Below are 21,296 nucleotides of genomic sequence, written 5' to 3'. Positions count from 1 at the left end.
GCGTTAAGAGGGCATTAACATTCAACTGACAGATTCCCCGTAGGTTTGAGGCTTAACCCCACAAAAAACAGCTATATGTCTATTGTTTGTATTGCCCTGCTATGGCAGGCTCTCCTGGCCAGGGACACCATGTCCCCTGCTATATATGATGTCGTGATTCATGAGATGATGATCAAACCCGCTCCGGCTATAGGGTTGCCACCTTTTGAATATATTGAACTGCGCAACCGGAGCAGTCATGCTGTTCAACTACAACGCTGTATACTGGCCGTAAATAAGCGGGAAACCCTGCTGCCGGCGTTTGTGCTGCAACCCGACAGTTTGTTGTTATTATCTGCGCAGGCGGCTGCTTTCGGGCTGCCCAATGCCCTTTCGCCGGAGCGTTTCCCGCCACTGCCGGATGATACGGGGTTAGTGGTACTCTACAATAGCCGCCGCCAGGTGATACATGCCGTTGCCTATACGGCTGACTGGTACGGACTTCCGGCTGCGGCCATTGCTGGCCGCAGCCTGGAAATGCAGGACCCGTCACTACCCTGTAGTGGTAAAATAAATTGGACTGCCTCCGCATCTCCTGCCGGAGGTACGCCAGGCGCCTATAACACTGCGGCCAGACCAATAATGGATGATGCCCGCCCGGATCTTTATTTTATGGAGATGCCCGACAGTTTGCACCTGTTGCTGCATGTCAGTAAAACACTCGACAGCCTGGCTGCAGCTTCTCCTGCGGGATACCAGGTAAATACTGCCCCGGTGGCTGCTGTGTCAGTACTGCCCCCTTTGTTTAACATTGTAAACCTGCAACTGGCCATACCGGCAGATTCGGGCACGGTCATGCTGCAGGGCATCATAGATTGCCAGGGAAAAGAAAGCGGCCTGAAAAACAGTCTGCCTTTCGCACGGCCACAGCCGGCACTTCCAGGTGATGTGGTGATCAATGAAATCCTGTTTGATCCGCCTGCCGGCGTACCGGAGTTTATAGAACTGTATAACCGCAGCAGCCATGCGGTGGATGTAAGCAGCCTTGCCCTTTGCGCCAGAAAGGCAGACGGGCAATGGGGACCGAAGAAAAGAGCCGCCACAAACGGGCGTTTGCTGATGCCTGGCCAATTCCTGGCGGTCACCACGGAGGCCGGCCGGTTATGTAATAATTATCGTTGTATCCATAGGGAGAATATACAAACGATCAGCAGCCTGCCGGTAATGCCGGCAACCGCCGGTGGATTGGTGTTATTGCGCGCCGATACCCTGGTGTTGGATGAAATTACATACCAGTCTGCTTTTCACTTTCCGCTGACGGACCAGCCCCGGGGTGTTTCACTGGAACGCCGCGACAGTGCCGGACGGGTGAACTGGGTGTCTGCTGCAGCTTCTGCCGGCTATGCTACGCCGGGTTATACCAATTCGCATCCATGGCCGGAAACGGCGGATGTTATGCGTATGGTGCTGGAGCCGCCGGTATTTTGTCCGGATGATATGCCTCCGGCCAACTGTGCCCTGTTACAATGGGAGCTTCCCGGTACAACTTGGGTAGGTAATGTCACTGTTTTTAATACTGCAGGTGTCCCAATCCGTTACCTGGCGCGGAACATGACGTTGGGAAATAAAGGAAATCTCTCCTGGGATGGATTTGGAGAAAATAAAGTACTTTTGCCGCCAGGTATTTATATATTTTTAATTGAAATATTTGACCTCAAAGGCCGGGTAAAACGCTGGAAACAGTCCCTGGTCATGGCACGAAAGTTGAATTGATGCCAGCCCTTTGTTGACGGCATTTTCGAGGTGAAAATTTGTCAGCGGGCAATCTATTATAATTATTTATATTTGCGCTTCCTAAAAATTAGAACATGCAGTACAGAGAAATTGTTGCAGTAACCGGATTGGGCGGTTTGTTTCAGTTAATTGCCAGCAAACAAGATGGCGCCATCGTTAGGTCACTGGAAGATAAAAGCACAAGGTTTGTATCTTCCCGCGTGCATAATTTTACTCCACTGGAAAGTATCGAAGTTTTCACTACCGGTGAAAACGTCAACCTGGCTGAAGTATTCAAAGCCATGGACGAAAAAGCAGCTGCTTATCCGCTGATCGAAAGCAAAGCAGACAACAATGCGATCAAAGCTTATTTCAAAAACGTATATCCTGAATTCGATGAAGACAGGGTGTATGTGAGCGATATGAAGAAAATGGTGAAATGGTTTGGTATCCTCAAAGCGAACGATCTGCTGAAATTTGAGGAAATCCTGGCCGAAGGAGAAGAAGTAGCGGAAACTGCTGAAGTAGCATCAGAAGAAGCTCCTGCCAAAAAGAAAAAAGCTGCTGAACCTGCTGCTGAAGAAGCTGCCGTAGAAGAAAAGCCGAAAAAGCCCCGCGCTAAAAAAGCGGCTGCAGCTGAAGGCGAAGAAGAAAAAGCGCCTAAGAAAGCGAAAGCTAAAAAAGAAGACGCTCCTGCTGCCGAAGGTGAAGAGCCTAAAAAAGTGGCTAAACCCCGCAAGAAAAAAACAGAAGAGTAATTTTCATTTAGCTATTTGGTTATTTTAATATTTAAATAATCAAATACCAAAATAATGCAGGCTTCCGCACAGTATCCCACTGTACGGAAGCCTGATTCGTTTGGGGGATTTACACTAAATTGACTAAATTCAGTATCCGAAAAAATTCAGTAAAACATCAGCACATGAACGCAGATATAAAAAAACTCCCCCGTCACTTTTTACCGGAAACGTTTACGGTGACTACCTGGGACGCACTGCAGCCTTACTTTGAAACACTGCAGCAAAGAAACATCAACAGCGTGGCAGACCTGGAACAATGGCTGAAAGATATCAGCGAACTGGAAGCCGTTGTCAGCGAAGATGCCTGCTGGCGCCAGATCAAAATGACCTGCGACACCACCAACAAGGAACTGGAAGATGCATTTACCTACTTCTGCATGGAAATACAGCCCCGCCTGCAACCCTATGCTGATGCACTCAATAAAAAATTGCTGGATAATCCATTCCTGAAAGACCTGGACCAGGACCTGTATAAGACCTATCTCCGCAATGTAAAAAAGCAGGTGAAACTTTTCCGCGAGGAAAATATCCCCTTACAGGCGGAACTGAGCGTAATGGCACAACAGTATGGCGTTATCGCTGGTAAAATGACAATCACGGTTAACGGTCAGGAATATACGTTGCAACAGGCTGCTAAATTCCTGGAAAACGAAAACCGCGCCCTGCGCGAGGAAGTGTTTACCAAAACTGCTGCCCGCCGCCTGCAGGACCGCGACGCACTGGACCAGCTGTATACCGGCCTGGTACAGAAGCGCGACCAGGTTGCCAAAAACGCCGGCTTTGCCAATTACCGCGATTATAAGTTCGAAGAACTGGGCCGCTTCGATTATACCAAAGAAGACTGTTTCCAGTTCCACGAAGCGGTGAAAACACATATCCTGCCACTGGTACAGCAGATACTGGAAAAACAAAAGGCGAAACTGAAGATCGATCAGCTGAAACCCTGGGATACGGAAGCGGAACCCGCTGGCATCAAACCGCTGGAACCCTTCCATACCGGAGAAGAACTGATCACTAAAACCATTGAAACATTCGATCAGCTGGGACCGTTCTTCGGTGACTGCCTGCGCGTGATGAAAAAAATGGGCCGCCTCGACCTGGAAAGCCGCATCGGTAAAGCTCCGGGAGGATACAACTGTCCGCTCGCTGAAACCGGTGTACCGTTTATTTTTATGAATGCTGCCGGTCAGATGAAAGACCTCACTACTATGGTACACGAAGGCGGCCACGCCATTCACTCTTTCCTGAGCCATAACCTGCCTTTGAGCGCTTTCAAGGAATACCCGATGGAAATAGCGGAGGTAGCCAGTATGAGCATGGAACTGCTGACAATGGATTATTGGGATATCTTCTTCGATGATAAGGAACAACTGCGCCGGGCACGCCTGCAGCAGCTGGAAAGACCACTCACCATTTTCCCATGGATTGCCACCATCGATAAATTCCAGCACTGGATATACGAACATCCGCAACACACTACGGAAGAACGTACGGCTAAATGGCTGGAAATACTGAATGAGTTCTCCCCTGCTGTGGTAGACTGGAGCGGTCATGAAGACTATCGCGCCATCACCTGGCAGCGACAGCTGCATCTCTTTGAAGTGCCTTTCTATTACATTGAATATGGCATTGCACAGCTGGGCGCTATCGCTATGTGGAAACAGTTCAAGGAAAACAAGGAAACGGCGTTGAATAACTACGTACAGGCGTTAAGTTTAGGTAACACCAAAACGTTGCCGGATCTGTACAAAGCTGCCGGTATCCGCTTCGATCTGTCTCCGGCTTATATTAAAGAGCTGGCTGATTTTATGAAACAGGAGATAGAGAAAATTTAGGGATTTTTTGATTTACGGATTTCGGGGATTGATAAAAGCGAAGACCAAAGCAACTACCAATGAGTTGTTTTGGTCTTCGCTTTTTTATTCGCAAAATCAAAAAATCCGTAAATCAAAAAATCCCTAAATGCTTTGGTCTTCGCTTTTATCAATCCCCGAAATCCGTAAATCCCGAAATCCGTAAATCCCAAAATCATTTACAGGATTTACATACACCATTGACTACCACTTCCACATTGTGCATGGCGTAGCCTTTCGGCAGTTGTATGTTGGGAACATCTGTTTCATCAAGACAAGTTGTATTGCCACAGGTTTCGCATTTAAAATGCACGTGGTGATCGTGATGGTGATGTTCTGTGCATTCAGATTTACATACCGCATACCGTACGGAGGTATCGGTAGTGGGTATTTTATGAATGATGCCTTTTTCCAGGAATGTCTGCAGGGTACGGTATACTGTCACCCGGTCAAATGATTTACCGGCGAGTTTTTCAAAGTCACTGTGTTCGAGTGCACCGTCACTTTTCATAAACAGTTCCAGGATTTTTACCCTGGTTTCTGTTACACTCAGTTTGCTGTCCCGCAGTAAGATGCCTATTTTCTCTGTTATTTGTTTGGTGGTACCCATGATGAAAAAACTTTATTCTTCCATTAATCGGTCGATGTCGTCAATTAATTTGTCCACGTCCTGTTTTTTGGTGCCTTCGTAGAGGCCACGGATTTGTCCGGTTTTATCTACCAGGGCAAACCACTGGGTGTGTACAAAATCTTCGTCCCCGGTATAAGTGCCGTCATCTACCAGGTAACCCTGGCGGGCCAATGCATACAGTTCTTTTTTGCTGCCGGTGAGAAACCACCAGTTTTTAGGGTCCGCGCCATGTTTTTCCGCATAGACTTTCAGCACCGGAACACTGTCATGATCAGGATCTACAGTGTGAGACAGGATCAGGAACTCAGGTTTGTTTTTATATTTTGCATATACTTTTTCCATGTTCGCATTCATCTTCGGACAAATACCGGTACAGGTCGTGAAAAAGTATTCTGCTACGTAAATCTTGCCTTGTACATCCGCTTTGGTGCGGGTATGCCCTTCCTGATCGGTGAAGGAAAAGCCTTGTACGGTATGGCCCGGCGCACCCAGGACCGGTAATTTTTCCTTACCCAGGAAAGTGCCCCTTTCCCCTTTGATCACATAACCCGCGTATCCCAGGAATCCCAGGCTCAACACGGAGAAAAACACAATATATAAGATCGCTTTCTTAGACATAGGTGAAAAATCCCCACTATTTAGTTCATAAAATTATTCGATTCACAAAGGTAACACTTAGTTGACAGACACCGATCATTGATAGCGATATTACCCTGTTTTAGGTAGATGATCAACATCTTTTAAATTATCTTTTTAAATATATCAAAATGAGGCGGATTTATTTGCAACGTTGTTGCAAAATTACATAGTTTTGTGACTGATTCAAAATTTTAGGTAAGGTGGAGAATATATTTAGACGGATGAATCTGGACACGATAGGAATAGGAGCCTCTATGCTCTGTGCGGTACACTGTGCTGTATTGCCTTTACTATTTGCAGCGCTCCCTTTACTGGGAATGGAAATAACGGAAAACCCCCTGCTGGAATATTGTCTGTTGCTGTTTTCGTTTCTCATAGGTTGCCTGGCACTGGGCCAGGGCTATTGGCGGCATCATCGCCGGCTGTTGCCACTGCTGCTGTTTATAGGTGGTTTTGCGCTACTGCTGGCGGGCCACTTTCTGGAAGTGGCAGCTGCCTGGGAATATATGCTGATCTGCATCGGCGCAGCCGCCATCGTAGGCGCACACCTGCTCAACCAGCGCCACCGCCGGTATTGCAGGGTACATAAACATCACTAACATAGGATATGAAAAAATTACCTGTTACCGTGCTGAGTGGTTTCCTTGGCGCAGGGAAAACTACGCTCCTGAATCATGTATTGCACAACCGCGAAAATCTTCGTGTGGCCGTCATCGTTAACGATATGAGTGAGGTCAATATCGATGCGCAACTGGTGAGAAACGAAAACACCTTGCACAAAACAGAAGAACGCCTGGTGGAAATGAGCAACGGCTGCATCTGCTGCACGCTGCGCGACGATCTGCTGAAAGCGGTGGAACAGCTGGCAAGGGAAAACCGGTTCGACTATCTCCTGATAGAATCTACCGGCATCTCCGAACCCATACCAGTGGCACAAACCTTCTGTTACCAGGATGAAACAAACGGGATAGACCTCAGCGCTATCAGTCGCCTGGATACCATGGTGACGGTAGTGGACGCCTATAACTTCGCCCGTGATTACAGCAGCATTGAACGGCTGCAGGACCAGGGACTAACAGACGATGCCGCCGACCAGAGAACGATCGTTAACCTGCTCACTGATCAGGTGGAATTTGCCAACGTGATCGTCCTGAATAAATGCGATCTCGTGAGTCCTGAACAGCTGGGTAATTTAAAAGCCATGCTGCGCAAACTCAATGCAAATGCAGTACTCCTCGAGTCGGTAAACGGACAGGTCCCGTTGCATCAAATCCTCAACACCGGCTTGTTTGATTTTGATGCTACGGCTCAAAGTGCCGGCTGGCAAGCGGAACTGGAGCATGAACATACACCCGAAACAGAAGAATACGGCATCGGTTCTTTTGTATACCGCAGCCGTAAACCCTTTCACCCGGAGCGTTTCTGGCGGTATCTCAATGAACAATGGCCGGGAAATATCATTCGCAGTAAGGGATTGTTTTGGTTGGTGTCAAGACCTAAACTGGCGGTCAACTGGAGCCAGGCCGGCGGATCCCTGCGGGCGGAAAAAGCCGGCTACTGGTGGTGTGCCATCCCCCGCCAGCAATGGAACGTTGATGAGGATACCTGCCAACTTATTACCAGCCGCTGGGATGAACGTTTTGCGGATCGATACAATGAACTGGTGCTGATTGGTCAGCACATGGACCCCGCTTCTATTACCGCGGAACTCGACAACTGCCTCTGCTCTGAAGCAGAAGTGAAACAATATATACAGGGCGCCACTTTTAACGACCCTTTTCCTGCGATGTAATCAATATTTAGGTTGGCCTAAATAATAATTAAGGCAAGTATAAAATAAGGTTATAGTTTTGTGAAAAAATAAATCACTGTAGCCGCATGGGGAAGTGTTTTCACTGCTCCCGGGATCTCCATGCGCCTGCTTTACCTACAAGTGTCGGATTTTACATGAAACATTTATTTACACTACTAAGTGCCCTGCTACTGGCGATGTCATTACACGCCCAGCAAGGCGCCATTACGGGAAAAATTACTGCCAACGGTAAACCGGTACAATTCGCCAATGTGGCTATACCGGCGCTGAAAACAGGCGCTATAGCGGATCAGCAGGGTGTATTCAATATCCGCAATGTACAACCGGGCACCTATGATATCCGTATATCCATGATAGGGTACCAGCCGTTGACATTAAAGAAAAATATCGGCGCAAAACAAACCATCACCCTGGATATTTCGCTGGAAGAGGATTTGTCCAAACTAAACGAAGTGGTGGTGACAGGTGTATCGCGGGCTACCGCTGTCCGCAAAAATCCTATACCCATTGCCGTTATAGGAAAGAGAGCGATGAACATGAATGTCAATAACAACATCATTGACGCTATCGTGAAAGGTGTGCCGGGCGTAAGCGCTGTGACTACGGGACCGAATATCTCCAAACCCTTCATCCGTGGCCTGGGCTACAACCGGGTACTGACGCTCTTCGACGGGGTTCGCCAGGAAGGACAACAATGGGGCGATGAACATGGTATTGAAGTAGACCAATACGGTATTGCCAGGGCTGAAGTGGTGAAAGGCCCTGCAAGCCTTACCTACGGCTCGGACGCGCTCGCCGGTGTCATCAACATGATACCGGATGTGCCGGAAACAGAACCAGGCAAACTCAAAGGCAGCTTTCTTACCGATTACCACACCAATAACGGCATGATCGGTTCTTCGCTCGGACTGGCCTATAATAAAAACGATTGGAAATACGTGCTGCGCGGCACTTTTAAAGCAGCGCACAATTATCAGAATAAAATAGATGGATTTGTATACGGCACCGCTTTCCGGGAATATAACCTGACAGCGCTGGCCCGGGTAGATAAATCCTGGGGCCACTCCCAATGGGGCGCCAGCTTATACGACAATACTCAGGAAATCCCCGATGGAAGCCGCGATTCACTAACCCGCAAATTTACCCGGCAGGTAAAAGATGCAGATGATAATATCAAAGACAGGCCCATTGTACCGGACAATGAACTGCGTACCTATACGCTGAACCCGTTGCACCAGCATATCCAGCACTACCGTTTTTATAACCGTACCCGCTGGCAGTTAGGCAAAGGGGATCTTAACTCCCTCCTGGCCGTGCAACAAAGCGTACGCCGGGAGTATAACCATCCGGAAATGCCGGTCCAGCCGGGATTATACGTAGTGTTGAACACACTCAACTATGACTTTCGCTATAACCTGCCATCAATAGCCGGCATTGAATCTACCGCAGGGGTAAATGGGATGTACCAGCGTAACCGCAGCCGCAATGCTACCGACTTCCCTATTCCCGATTATGACCTGTTCGATATCGGTGGTTTCCTCTTTGCCAGGAAAACTATCGGTCAGGTAGATATTTCCGGCGGTATCCGGTATGATACCCGGCATATTCACTGGAACGATTTTTATGTTGGTTCCAATAAAGACAACGGTTTCGATAAAAAATACAATCTGCCCGATACTACCGGTGCTACGCTGCAGTTCCCGGCTTTCCGGCATAACTATACCGGCATCTCCGGCAGTCTGGGGATAACCTGGAACCTGAGCCAGCGCGTATTACTGAAAGCCAATGTGGCCAGAGGGTACCGGGCGCCCAACATCAATGAAATAGGCGCCAATGGACTGGACCCCGGTGCGCATATCGTATACCTGGGTAACCGGGAGTTTAAGCCGGAGTTCAGTTTCCAGCAGGACCTGGGCTTCCTCGCCTATCTGCCGGACCTCGATATCAGTGTGGAGGTATTTAACAATAACATCAATAATTATATCTACCAGGCAAGATTGTACGATGCCAATGGCGAACCGGTGGTGATAGTACCCGGTAACGTTACGTATCGTTATCAGCAATCCAGTGCGCGGCTGTATGGGGCAGAAGTGAGTGTAAATCTGCATCCGCGCACAGTGCCCTGGTTAACAATGGATAACAGTGCCGCCTATACGGAAGGGCGTAACCGCAATAAGGCCCTGATCGGGTTGTATGGTGATGCTGCCCGTTATCTCCCCTTTATACCGCCACTGCATATACGCTCTGCGCTGAAAGCCACGGCCACGCGCAATTTTGGGATGCTATCCAAAGCATATGTGCGGGCGGAAGTGGATCGTTTTGCCGCGAAGGATCATTTTTATGGAGTAGATGATACGGAGACTTACACCGCCGGCTATACGCTGATTAATTTCGGCGCCGGTTCCGGTATTGTCAACAAAAAGGGGAAAACGGTGCTGGAACTGTTCCTGCAGCTGGACAATGCCTTTAACGTGGCTTATCAGGCCAATATGAACCGGTTGAAATACTTTGAATATTATAATGAGTCCCCCAACGGACGGAGAGGTATTTATAATATGGGCAGGAATTTCAGCGCGAAGGTGATTGTACCTTTTTAGATGGTGAACGTTGTATTACTTGCGAAGGCGGAGGCCCAGCTTGATACCCAGGTGCAGGCTGGGCAGTACGCTTACCAGGGTGCCCTTGTTACGGTTCACTACCCCGTTTTCGCCTGATTCATAATTATCGGAATGATAGGCTTTGCCACGGAGGCCGATACCGAAGTAGGGATCGAGCACCAGTTTCTCCCTGCGGAACTGGCGGCCTACAAGTAACTGTATCGCATATACATCTTTAGAGCCGGAATTGGTGTAGGTGTTGTTGTTGAAGACCACATCTTCATTGGAGTAGAACAACTTTTTGTAGATCAGTATCGGTTCAAAGTAGGTACCGGCAGCGGAACTGGGACCTATTTCCCGGGTGATCAGGTAATAACGGAGCCCTGCCCGGAATCCGAGGCCACGCCCGTCTACAAATTGTTCTGTGCTGATATCGGGTTTTTTCTGGCCGAAGTCGATTTTCTTGGCCAGAACGTAGTCGGGATAATCGGTATAAATACCACTGACACCCAGCTCTATGCTGATTTTGTCGGAGATGTCCTGTTCCAGGATAATGTCCAGTTCATTAATCAGGGTAGTGGGATTTATTTTGAGGTAGGTAGCCCGGATCTTTTTTCCGCCGTCCTGGGCATAGGCTGATGCCGCAGACAAACAGAGTATTCCGATGAGCAACAGAGTCTTTTTCATACAGTTAGTAGGTAACGAGTGAGAGGGTTGACGGACGGTATGCGGCCACTGGTAAGGGCCGCATACCGTTTATTATTTTAGCAATATTCGTTCCACAATTACCGGAAACCATTGATGCTCCAACGCCTGAACCTTACGGGCCACTGTCTCCGGGGTATCTTCCGCAGTGATCGCGCAGCGTTCCTGGAGGATGCTTTCGCCATCATCATATTTTTCATTGACATAATGAATGGTGATGCCACTTTCTGTTTCCCCGGCGGCAATTACCGCTTCGTGCACAAAATGCCCGTACATGCCTTTTCCGCCAAATTTCGGGAGCAGCGCCGGATGAATATTGATGATCTGGTTGGGAAATGCTGCCACCAGGTTAGCCGGTACTTTCCAAAGGAAACCAGCCAGCACGATCAGGTCTGTATGCTGCGCTTTCAGCAGTTCCACATAGGTATCTGTATGGAAGAATTTCTCCTTTTCAATTAATACAGCGGGTATCCCTTCCCGTTGGGCGATGTCGAGCACGCCCGCTCCTGGTTTGTTGCATATAATCAGGGATACTTTGGCTTTATCTGAATTCCTGAAATGATCGATGATCTTTTGCGCGTTGCTTCCTGCACCCGATGCGAAAATGACAATGTTTTTCAACTGTTCTGTTTTAGCCGCAAAGGTACTATTTCAACAGTTTTTTCGGACGGGAGTTATTTCACATACTCCCCGCAACCATGATAAGTTTGGTCTTTTACCTTTACTTCTACAGTATTTGGGCGCATGAGTCCGCTCATATCATCGGTACACATCACATTCCGGATGGAGACAGTCAGTTGCGGGGTGGTATACACCTTCAGGGTATCAGTATTGGGCCGGGCGGCAGGCAGGGTAGCCAGGACACTATCGCCGGCAGCGGTATAGAACTTGATTTTCCGGGCTTCCACGTCGAGGCTCCAGAAGGGTTCGTTGCCATTGGCGGTGAAGGTAACGCCGTCACTGGCTTTCCGGGCCAGTATGTCGCGGCGGTCGCCGCCTTCTACCGGTTTCAGCACATAGTTGCTGGCGAGGGCGCCTTCAATGCGTTTGCCTTGTTTGTCCAATACCAGGAGTTTATTTTCCGAAGCGAGGAAAGAGCTGCTGTCGGTTTTTTTCTTAATGCTGACAATAGAGTCGTTGATCTGTTGCCAGGTTCCTTTTTCGGTATAGGCGATGCCTTGTCCCCTGCCCTGGTAGGATACCAGTTCGGTAAAGGTATGATCGTCGAAGAGACTGATCTGGTAATCCATACCCGGGCAATCTGCACAGGGCAGGGTACCCTGGTAGGTGCCGGTGATGTGGGTCGCCGTAGTGGTGGCCTTTGGTGTAGTGGTGCCGCCAGTGGCGCTATCAGTGCCGGTTTGGGTAGTTGGGTGATTGTTACAGGCCGTCAGGACGGCGAAAAGGGCGGATAAGCCAATGAGTGTACGCATGGGAGTTATTTTTTACAGACAGATTGAACATTCTGGTCCGGTGGCAGGTTATTAATGGTAAAAATAAGATTCTTACTGTAAATTCAGGCGGTTGAGGTAATATAATATATTATGTAGGCAGGGATATAGGGGGCCGCTATGAAGTTTGGATCTGCATATAATAATACTATATCCCTTGCAAAACGCCTGTCCTGCTATTATATAGGCCTGTCAATAAAATGGAATCGAACTTTCAATCAAAATAATAAGTTTTGAAAGGTCAGGAGCGGGGTACTCCGTAATTAGCCAGCATAAAGGATTACAACAGGGATGTCATCGTTCGGGGAGCCAAAATGACGCTTTTCTTAAGGCAAATAATTTTTAGAATTGTTGGTAAATTGTCAACATTGTGTCTTATTTTTGCTGGCACTTTTAAGAAACTTTAGGTCAAATCTAAACTATATAGGCTGTGTATCGTCGTGTTTCCATTCTTTTGCGCAAGCATTTTGTGAGTGTGCTTATTCTATGCGCTAGTATAGTAATTCCGTTTTCTGCCGTAAAAGCAGCGGATCCTGCCAAGGGTAAGCAAATCTTCCAACAAAACTGCGCTTCATGTCACAATGTCCACAAGAAGCTGACAGGTCCTGCACTGGCGGGGGTAGAAGGTCGCTGGGCTGATAAGAAATTATTGCACCAGTGGATTCATAACTCCGCGTCCGTATTGGCGTCTGGCGACAAGTACGCCAACGACCTCTTTAATGAGTACAACAAAACCGCGATGACGGCTTTCCCTTCATTAACCAATGAAGATATTGACGACATCCTGGCGTTCATTAAAGTTGAAGAGGCTAAACCTGTAGGTGGTACTCCTAAAGAAGGTCCTGCAACTGCCGGTGCCAAAGAGCAAGGCAGCGACAACAGCCTGCTTTTCGGTATTATCACCCTGATCCTGGCTGTGGTAGCCCTGATCCTGATGCAAATCAACAGCAACCTGAACAAACTTGCTGGTGATAAAGAAGGTCATCCTACTCCTGAGCCGATCCCCTTCTACAAAAACAAAGCCTACATCGCCCTGGGTATCCTGGTGCTCTTCATGGTAGGCGGTTACTTCACCATCCAGGGAGCTATCGGGCTGGGTCGTCAGAAAGACTATATGCCTGAGCAGCCGATCTTCTACAGCCACAAAGTGCACGCCGGCATCAACCAGATCAACTGTCTGTATTGCCACGCCGGTGCTGAGAAGAGCAAGCACGCTATGATTCCTTCCGAGAACATCTGTATGAACTGTCACAAAGCCATTAAAGAGTACTCCGGCCCTGAGCTGTTTACTGCTGAAGGCAAGAAAGTGGACGGTACCGCAGAAATCGCAAAATTATACGATTACGTAGGCTGGGACGCTGAAAAAGGTAAGTATACCAAACCAGGTCGTCCTATCGAATGGACTAAGATCCACAACCTGCCTGACCACGTTTACTTCAACCACTCCCAACACGTGGTAGCCGGTAAACAACAATGTCAGACCTGCCACGGTGCTATCACCGAAATGGACGAGGTTCACCAGTTCGCTGACCTCTCAATGGGTTGGTGTATTAACTGTCACCGTACCACTAAAGTACAGTTCGCTGACAACAACTACTACAGCATCTTCGAGAAACTTCATCAGGATATTAAAGATAAGAAGATCGATAGTGTGACTGTTGAAATGGTAGGTGGTACTGAATGTCAAAAATGTCACTACTAGAAAGGATTTAACGCATCATGATTTTCTGCTTACAGAAAATCATGACGTGTTTCAGAAGATATCAAAATTCATAAAACGTAACTCGTTAATATAACATGGAGCAAAAAAAGTATTGGAAAGGCTTGGAGGAGTTGCACAATACCGAAGCGCATCAGGAAATTGTGAAGAACGAATTCAGTGAAGAATTACCGTTTGAGAGTGAAGGCCTGTTGAATGCGACTACCCCCCGCCGGGACTTTCTGAAATACCTCGGTTTCACTACAGCTGCGGCTACTATCGCTGCCAGCTGCGAAACGCCCGTTCATAAGGCTATCCCTTACGTGAACAAACCGGAGGAAATTACTCCGGGCGTAGCCAACTATTATGCTTCTTCTTACACCATCGATGGTGAGTATGTGCCGGTGGTGGTTAAAACCCGCGAAGGCCGTCCCATTAAAATAGAAGGTAACACCCTGTCTTCCATCACAGGTGGTTCTACTTCAGCAAAAGTACAAGGCACTGTATTGAGCCTGTACGACGTAGCTCGTCTGCGTTTCCCGACTATCGGCGGTACTGAAACAACCTGGGCGGAACTGGATAAACAAGTAAGCGCTGCACTGGCCGGCCTCGGCGGTGCTCCCGTTGTTTTGTTAAGCACTTCCATCCTCAGCCCAAGCACTAAGAAAGTAATCGACGCTTTCCTGGCTAAGTATCCCAACTCCCGCCACGTAGTGCACGATCCGGTATCATACTCCGGTATGCTGCTCGCTAACGAGGCTTCCTACGGTAAAAGGACCATCCCTTCCTACCACTTCGAAAACGCAAAAGCAATCGTTAGCCTTGGCGCCGACTTCATCGGTACCTGGCTCAACCCCGTTGAATACGCCCGTCAATTTGCACAAACCCGTAAGGTGAGCGCTAAACAGCTGGAAATGTCCAAACTGTTCGCGTTCGAAAGCAATATGAGCCTCACCGGTGCAAACGCTGACGAAAGATATACGCACAGACCTTCTGAAGCTGGTGCAGTAGCACTGGCCCTGCTGGCAGCTGTAGGCGGCAGCGTAACCGCTCCCAAACTGGATGCTAAAGTAGAAGAAGGTATTAAGAAAGCTGCTGCTGAACTGAAGAAATTCGCCGGTAAAGCACTGGTAGTAAGCGGCTCCAACGACGTAAACACTCAACTGATCGTTAACGCGATCAACAATATCGTAGGCGCTAACGGTACTACTATCGACTGGGCTAACCCTTCCGGCTACCGCCAGGGTATCGACAGCGATATGACCAAACTGGTAGACGACATGAACGCAGGCAGCATCGGTGCTGTACTGGTATATGGCGCTAACCCGGCTTACGACTACTTCGACGCGGCTAAATTCAGCGAAGGCCTGAAGAAAGTAAAACTCTCCCTGTCCTTCAACGACCGCCTCGACGAAACAACTGAACTGTGTAAGTTCGCTGCTCCTGATCACCACTTCTTGGAAAACTGGAACGACGCTCAGGGCAAACCAGGTTACTACAGCTTCGCACAACCTACCATCTCCCCTCTCTTCAAAACACGTGCTGCACAGGATTCCCTGCTGGCATGGACTGGTAACACCACTGCCTGGGCCGACTATCTGAAGGCTGAATGGGTAGCTAAACTGGGTAGCCAGGAAGCATGGGATAAAGCACTGCAGGATGGTGTGGTTGAACCAACTACGGCTCCCGCTTTAGGTGGCGCCTCCTTCTCCGGTGATATCGCCGGCGCTGCTGCGAAAATCTCCGGCGCGAAAAAAGGTGGTAAATACGAAGTAGTACTGTACGAAAAAGTAGCCATCGGTAACGGTAGACAAGCCAACAACCCATGGTTGCAGGAAATGCCTGATCCGATCACCCGCGCTACCTGGGACAACTACGCTTGTATCTCCAACACGCTCGCTAAAACATTCTCTGCTCAACTGGGTGATGACTACGAAATCAACGTTGAGAAAAAAGAACTGAAAATAAAAACCAACGGTAAAGAAATCGTACTGCCAATGCTGATTGTACCAGGTATCCACCCTGAAACGATCGCTATCGCAGTAGGTTACGGCCGTGGTAAAAATATTGGCCGCGCTGCCGCTGGCATCGGCCAGAACGCTTACCCGCTCGTAAGCTTCAACGGTCAGACTTTCGATTACTTCACTGCAGACGCTGCAGTAGAAGCTACCGGTAAAATGTACCCTGTTGCGTTAACACAAACACACAACAGCTACGAAGGCCGTCCTATCATTAAAGAAACTACCCTCGCTGAATTCAGCCACAATCCGAAAGAAGTGAATGAAGACAGAAGGGAACTGGATAAGTTTGGTAAAGACTTCCGCAGCGATGCTACCCTGTACTCTTCTCACCCCTACCCTGGTATCAAATGGGGCATGTCCATCGACCTGAACACCTGCTTCGGTTGCGGCGCTTGTACCATTGCTTGTCAGGCAGAAAACAACGTTTCTGTAGTAGGTAAAGAGGAAGTAGGTAAAGGACACGAAATGCACTGGATCCGTATCGACCGTTACTTCAGCGGTGATGAGAACAATCCGGAAGTAGTGTTCCAGCCAATGCTGTGCCAGCACTGCGATAACGCACCTTGCGAAAACGTTTGCCCGGTTGGTGCTACCAACCACAGCTCTGAAGGTATTAACCAGATGGCTTACAACCGTTGCATCGGTACCCGTTATTGCGCTAACAACTGTCCTTACAAAGTTCGTCGCCTCAACTGGAGAGACTGGAACGGTGCGGACAGCTTCGAAAACAACCTGTACGATGTTGCTGATATGAACGATAACCTCACCCGTATGGTACTGAACCCTGATGTAGTGGTTCGTAGCCGTGGTGTGATGGAAAAATGTTCTTTCTGCGTACAACGTTTACAGGAAGCTAAACTGGACGCTAAGAAAGCAGGTCACCCGCTGAAAGACGGTGCTGCTAAAACAGCTTGCCAGCAGGCTTGTGGCGCTGATGCGATCGTATTCGGTAACGTAAACGACAAAAACAGCGAAATCTATAAGATCCGTAACGAAGAGCAAACTGAAAGAATGTACTACGTGCTGGAAGAAACACACGTACTGCCTTCAATCAACTACCTGGCTAAGATCAGAAACAAAGATGCCGCTCCTAAAAAAGCAGAGAAAGAATCTGCTCACAAGGAAGAAGCGCATCATGCGTAAGATCTTTTAACAAGTAACGTTAAGGGAGAAAATAACAAAGACAGTTACAGAATCTGAGATCATAACAAAAGACAAGGGCTAGTAGCTAGAAGCTAGCAGCTAAAAGCTTATAGAATATGAGTTTAAAATACGAATCCACACTGAGAGAACCTTTAGTTGACGGGGTTAAGGATTATCACCAGGTAACGGAAGATATCATTAGTCCCATTGAAGGGAAGCCTGGTAAATTGTGGTATGTAGGCTTTGTAATTTCACTGGCACTGTTGGGCTTCGGCGCATTTTCAGTGTTTTGGCAGATTTATTTCGGTGTGGGTGTTTGGAATCTGAACAAAACCATCGGTTGGGGTTGGGATATCACCAACTTCGTATGGTGGGTAGGTATCGGTCACGCCGGTACCCTGATTTCGGCCATCCTCCTGCTGTTCCGTCAGGGATGGCGTACAGGGGTGAACCGCGCGGCAGAAGCGATGACCATCTTCGCGGTAATGTGCGCCGGCCAGTTCCCGATTATTCACATGGGTCGTGTATGGATGGCTTTCTTTATCCTGCCTTATCCTAACACCCGCGGTCCGGTATGGGTTAACTTTAACTCTCCGCTGCTGTGGGACGTATTCGCGATCTCTACTTACTTTACCGTTTCCCTGTTGTTCTGGTACTCCGGTCTGATTCCGGACTTCGCTACCATCCGTGACCGAGCTAAAACCAAACTGCGTAAACTGCTGTACGGTGTAGCTGCTTTCGGTTGGACAGGTTCTACCAAACACTGGCAACGTCACGAGGCGCTGTCGCTGGTACTGGCAGGTTTATCTACTCCGCTGGTACTGTCTGTACACACCATCGTATCTTTTGACTTTGCTACCTCCGTTATTCCTGGTTGGCATACTACCATCTTCCCTCCTTACTTCGTGGCGGGTGCGATCTTCTCCGGTTTCGCGATGGTACAAACACTGCTGATCATCACCCGTAAAATATTACACCTGGAAGAATACATTACCCTGGGCCACATGGAAGCCATGAACAAGGTAATCGTACTCACCGGTTCCGTAGTAGGTTGTGCTTACCTGACTGAGCTCTTCATGGCATGGTACGGTGCTAACCCTTACGAGTTCGCTACTTTCTTCAAGTATCGTGCTGCCGGTCCGCTGGGTTGGTCTTACTGGATCATGATGACATGTAACGTAATCACGCCGCAGGTGTTCTGGTTCCGTAAAATGAGAAGAAGCGTGGCTGTTACTTTCGTAATGTCCATCATCGTAAACATCGGTATGTGGTTCGAACGTTTTGTGATCATCTGTACTTCCCTGTACCGCGACTATCTGCCATCCAGCTGGTCTTACTACCGTCCGTCCTGGCCGGAAGTTGGTTTCTACATGGGTACTTTTGGTCTGTTCTTCACTTGCTACTTCCTGTTCGCTAAATACTTCCCGGTAATCGCAGTAGCTGAAATCAAGGCTATCCTGAAAACTTCCGGTGAGAACTTTAAAGAGAAAATGGAAGTATACGAAGGTGAAACTGCAGAACAATTTGCAAAAGCTGTTCACCACGAACACGCTCACTAATAGAGGAATTGACAGAATTAATTAATTGGAATTTGAATTTTTAAATATATGGCTGTTAAAAATTTTGTTGTAGGCTTGTTTGACGATGAGGCAGTGTTGTTTCCGGCAGTGAAGAAAGTTCGCACTGCAGGTTACAAGTTGCACGATGTATACACTCCTTTTCCTGTTCACGGCCTGGATCATGCAATGGGTTTAAGGGAAACCAGCCTGCACACAGCCGGTTTCATATATGGTATCACTGGTACCACCACGGCTTTAACTTTCATGAGCTGGGTATTTAACGTAGACTGGCCGCTGAACATCGGTGGTAAGCCTCACTTTCCATTACCGGCATTCATTCCTATTACCTTCGAGCTGACTGTATTGTTTGCGGCGGTAGGTATGGTAATGACTTTCTGCTACCTGTGTCAGTTAATGCCAGGCGTAAAGAAACATATCTTCCATCCCAGACAAACTGATGATAAGTTTGTAATGGTCATCGAACTCACCGAAAAAAGCAACGCAGAGGAAATCAAACGTTTCCTGAACGAAGCTGGTGCACACGATGTCAACGAACAGCGGGCTGAAGCTGGCTGGTGGTATGGCAGATATGACAAAAACGACGAGGACGTTTACGCTTCTCCGGCTAACGCTTAATAACATTAACAGCAAAAAAATACAGTTGCAACCATTAGAAGCTGTAAGCAGAACTAATGAAAGCTAGCATAAATAATTTCTGATGAAAAGGACTTCTAACATATTGATTGTAGCCGCATTGGCAACTGGAGCTTTCCTGGCAGCCTGTAACAGAGGGGAGCATAACAGGAAGCCCGGCAGGATTTATATGCCCGACATGTATGAATCCCGTGCGTATGAGTTTTACAGTGCGCGTTTGGCAGGTCTGAAACCAGTGGACGGAACAGTTAAGAGAGGTGAACTTTTGCCTTACCATCTGAAAGAAGCAGATACGGCACAGGCAAATCTGGTAAAAAATCCGCTGACCATCACCCCCGATGATCTGAAAGAAGGTGAGCGTTTATTTAATATTTATTGCGGTGTCTGCCACGGTACTGCACTGGATGGTAACGGTCCGCTGTACAAAGGAGGCGAAGGCCCTTACTCTGCAGCACCAGCCAACCTGGTAGCCGGCGCTAAAGCTGGTTATTCCGAAGGCCGCCTGTTCCATGTAATGACCTATGGTTATAATATGATGGGTAGCTATGCCAGCCAGCTCGACAGAGCACAACGCTGGAAGATTGCTGCTTACATTAAGAGCAAACAACCAGGCGCTGCTCAGCCTGCAGCTGCAGCCGCTCCTGCGAAAGATAGCGCAGCAGCCAAATAAGTTAGAAAGAGTTAAAACTGAATTTCAAACAAGTATTTTAATATACAGTAATGAAAGACCAATTTGTAGTACCGGCAAGATTAAAAAAGACCAGCTTCGTGTTAATGGGCGTGGGCTTGCTGACTTTATTGATCGGATTAATTGCGTTTCAAGGCGAGAACGCGACACGGTTCTGGGCCGGTCTGTTGCAAAACAGCAGCTTCTTTTTGCTGATTACATTGGCCAGCACCTTTTTTATTGCAGCCACAACACTGGCACACGGTGGTTGGCAGATTGCCTTCCGTCGCGTTCCTGAAGCAATTTCCATGGCAGTTCCTGCCCTGGCTGCGATCCTGTTTATCATTGTAATGATCATCGTTTTCGGTGGTAAAGAACACATCTACCACTGGATCAACGCACACCACGTAGCAGAAGATAAGATCCTGACCTGGAAATCCGCTTTCCTGAACAAAGGCTTCTATACTACCGCTACCATCCTCACACTGGGCCTGTGGATCTTCTTCACCCTGAAGCTCCGTAACATGTCTATCGAAGAAGATGGTTGGGACCTGAAACCAGAAACCGGCCGTAAACTGATCTGGAGAAATACCGTTTGGTGCGGTGCTTTCCTGGTTGTATTCACCCTGAGCGTTGGCTCCACCACCCCCTGGATCTGGTTGATGAGCATCGACGCACACTGGTTCTCTACTATGTATTCCTGGTATACTTTCGCCAGCAGCTGGGTATCCGGCCTGTCCCTGATCGCACTGTTTGTGGTGTACCTGAAAAAACATGGTTACCTGACTTACGTAAATGAAGAACACCTGCACGACTTAGGTAAATTTATCTTTGCTTTCAGCATCTTCTGGACTTACCTCTGGTTCTCCCAGTACATGCTGATCTGGTACGCTAACATGCCGGAAGAAACTGAATACTTCCAGCCTCGCGTATGGGGCGAATGGAGACCTATTTTCTTCCTGAACCTCCTGATCAACTTTATTACGCCGTTGCTGTTCCTCATGAAGAGAGACACCAAACGTAACTATACTTCCGTAGCCTTCATCGCTGTTGTAGTAATCGCCGGTCACTGGCTCGATTTCTGGCAGATGGTAGGCCCCGGCACCTACAAACACCTGGTATTCCCATGGTATGAACTGGGTCTGGGCGCTGGCTTCGTTGGTCTGATTATTTTCCTGGTAGCTAACGCGCTCACTAAAGCTCCGCTGGTACCGAAAAATCATCCTTACCTGAAAGAAAGTATTGTTCACCACACCTAATATGGTGATAACGAAGATTTAGCAATAGAAAAGCATTAGATAACTTAATTATT

Annotated in this window: 17 protein-coding genes; 12 read left to right on the top strand and 5 right to left on the bottom strand. The window is 48.1% G+C overall.

What is annotated here, in order from left to right:
* Positions 1 to 75 precede the first annotated feature (75 nt).
* The 3 genes from ICL07_RS13720 (at position 76) to ICL07_RS13710 (ending at position 4,387) form a co-directional block, all read left to right on the top strand.
* Positions 76 to 1,752, top strand: coding sequence for a lamin tail domain-containing protein (locus ICL07_RS13720; RefSeq protein WP_188088470.1), 1,677 nt, complete (start codon positions 76 to 78; stop codon positions 1,750 to 1,752).
* A 95-nt stretch (positions 1,753 to 1,847) separates the two neighbouring features.
* Positions 1,848 to 2,510: a DUF5606 family protein gene (locus tag ICL07_RS13715; RefSeq protein WP_188088469.1), complete on the top strand. Its 663-nt coding sequence runs from the start codon at positions 1,848 to 1,850 to the stop codon at positions 2,508 to 2,510.
* Positions 2,511 to 2,674: 164 nt separating this feature from the next.
* Positions 2,675 to 4,387, top strand: coding sequence for a M3 family oligoendopeptidase (locus ICL07_RS13710; RefSeq protein ID WP_188088468.1), 1,713 nt, complete (start codon positions 2,675 to 2,677; stop codon positions 4,385 to 4,387).
* Positions 4,388 to 4,580: 193 nt separating this feature from the next.
* Here the strand turns inward: ICL07_RS13710 and ICL07_RS13705 are convergent, their stop codons facing one another.
* Together ICL07_RS13705 and ICL07_RS13700 are read right to left on the bottom strand one after the other, a co-directional pair.
* Positions 4,581 to 5,015, bottom strand: coding sequence for a Fur family transcriptional regulator (locus ICL07_RS13705; RefSeq protein WP_188088467.1), 435 nt, complete (start codon positions 5,013 to 5,015; stop codon positions 4,581 to 4,583).
* A gap of 12 nt (positions 5,016 to 5,027) precedes the next feature.
* Positions 5,028 to 5,654 carry an SCO family protein gene (locus ICL07_RS13700; RefSeq protein ID WP_188088466.1) on the bottom strand — a complete coding sequence of 209 codons (627 nt, stop codon included), beginning with the start codon at positions 5,652 to 5,654 and terminating at the stop codon, positions 5,028 to 5,030.
* A gap of 242 nt (positions 5,655 to 5,896) precedes the next feature.
* Here ICL07_RS13700 and ICL07_RS13695 point away from each other — a divergent pair, with 242 nt between their 5' ends.
* The 3 genes from ICL07_RS13695 to ICL07_RS13685 all read left to right on the top strand — a co-directional run bounded on the left by ICL07_RS13695 (position 5,897) and on the right by ICL07_RS13685 (position 10,085).
* Positions 5,897 to 6,274, top strand: a complete 378-nt coding sequence (locus ICL07_RS13695; protein ID WP_188088465.1) for a MerC domain-containing protein — start codon at positions 5,897 to 5,899, stop codon at positions 6,272 to 6,274.
* Positions 6,275 to 6,282: 8 nt separating this feature from the next.
* On the top strand, positions 6,283 to 7,467 hold the full coding sequence (locus tag ICL07_RS13690) for a GTP-binding protein (RefSeq protein ID WP_188088464.1): 1,185 nt from the start codon (positions 6,283 to 6,285) through the stop codon (positions 7,465 to 7,467).
* Between the two features lie 155 nt (positions 7,468 to 7,622).
* Positions 7,623 to 10,085, top strand: coding sequence for a TonB-dependent receptor (locus tag ICL07_RS13685; protein WP_188088463.1), 2,463 nt, complete (start codon positions 7,623 to 7,625; stop codon positions 10,083 to 10,085).
* 15 nt (positions 10,086 to 10,100) lie between these two features.
* Here ICL07_RS13685 and ICL07_RS13680 read toward each other — a convergent pair whose 3' ends face one another.
* From ICL07_RS13680 to ICL07_RS13670, 3 genes are all read right to left on the bottom strand, one after another.
* Positions 10,101 to 10,772 (bottom strand): hypothetical protein, encoded by a 672-nt coding sequence (locus tag ICL07_RS13680; protein WP_188088462.1) that lies wholly within the window; start codon positions 10,770 to 10,772, stop codon positions 10,101 to 10,103.
* Positions 10,773 to 10,844: 72 nt separating this feature from the next.
* Entirely contained in the window at positions 10,845 to 11,411 is a 567-nt protein-coding gene (gene purN / locus ICL07_RS13675) for a phosphoribosylglycinamide formyltransferase (protein ID WP_188088461.1), read from the bottom strand.
* Positions 11,412 to 11,464: 53 nt separating this feature from the next.
* Positions 11,465 to 12,223 (bottom strand): copper resistance protein NlpE N-terminal domain-containing protein, encoded by a 759-nt coding sequence (locus ICL07_RS13670; RefSeq protein WP_188088460.1) that lies wholly within the window; start codon positions 12,221 to 12,223, stop codon positions 11,465 to 11,467.
* A 448-nt stretch (positions 12,224 to 12,671) separates the two neighbouring features.
* On the opposite strand from ICL07_RS13670, the gene ICL07_RS13665 reads away from it, so the two are divergent.
* From ICL07_RS13665 to ICL07_RS13640, 6 genes are all read left to right on the top strand, one after another.
* Positions 12,672 to 13,943: a c-type cytochrome gene (locus tag ICL07_RS13665; protein ID WP_425490611.1), complete on the top strand. Its 1,272-nt coding sequence runs from the start codon at positions 12,672 to 12,674 to the stop codon at positions 13,941 to 13,943.
* A 95-nt stretch (positions 13,944 to 14,038) separates the two neighbouring features.
* Positions 14,039 to 17,104, top strand: coding sequence for a TAT-variant-translocated molybdopterin oxidoreductase (locus tag ICL07_RS13660; protein ID WP_188088459.1), 3,066 nt, complete (start codon positions 14,039 to 14,041; stop codon positions 17,102 to 17,104).
* 116 nt (positions 17,105 to 17,220) lie between these two features.
* Positions 17,221 to 18,663, top strand: coding sequence for an NrfD/PsrC family molybdoenzyme membrane anchor subunit (gene nrfD / locus ICL07_RS13655; protein ID WP_188088458.1), 1,443 nt, complete (start codon positions 17,221 to 17,223; stop codon positions 18,661 to 18,663).
* Positions 18,664 to 18,711: 48 nt separating this feature from the next.
* Positions 18,712 to 19,299: a DUF3341 domain-containing protein gene (locus ICL07_RS13650; protein WP_188088457.1), complete on the top strand. Its 588-nt coding sequence runs from the start codon at positions 18,712 to 18,714 to the stop codon at positions 19,297 to 19,299.
* Positions 19,300 to 19,381: 82 nt separating this feature from the next.
* Positions 19,382 to 19,987 carry a c-type cytochrome gene (locus ICL07_RS13645; RefSeq protein ID WP_188088456.1) on the top strand — a complete coding sequence of 202 codons (606 nt, stop codon included), beginning with the start codon at positions 19,382 to 19,384 and terminating at the stop codon, positions 19,985 to 19,987.
* Between the two features lie 50 nt (positions 19,988 to 20,037).
* Positions 20,038 to 21,243, top strand: a complete 1,206-nt coding sequence (locus tag ICL07_RS13640; RefSeq protein WP_188088455.1) for a quinol:cytochrome C oxidoreductase — start codon at positions 20,038 to 20,040, stop codon at positions 21,241 to 21,243.
* The last annotated feature ends 53 nt before the right edge of the window (positions 21,244 to 21,296 follow it).

Origin of the sequence: Chitinophaga qingshengii (assembly GCF_014529935.1) — a bacterium.
GTDB classification, from domain to species: domain Bacteria; phylum Bacteroidota; class Bacteroidia; order Chitinophagales; family Chitinophagaceae; genus Chitinophaga; species Chitinophaga qingshengii.
The sequence above is the reverse complement of the archived record's forward strand: the minus strand, read 5'-3'. Positions and strand labels throughout refer to the sequence as shown.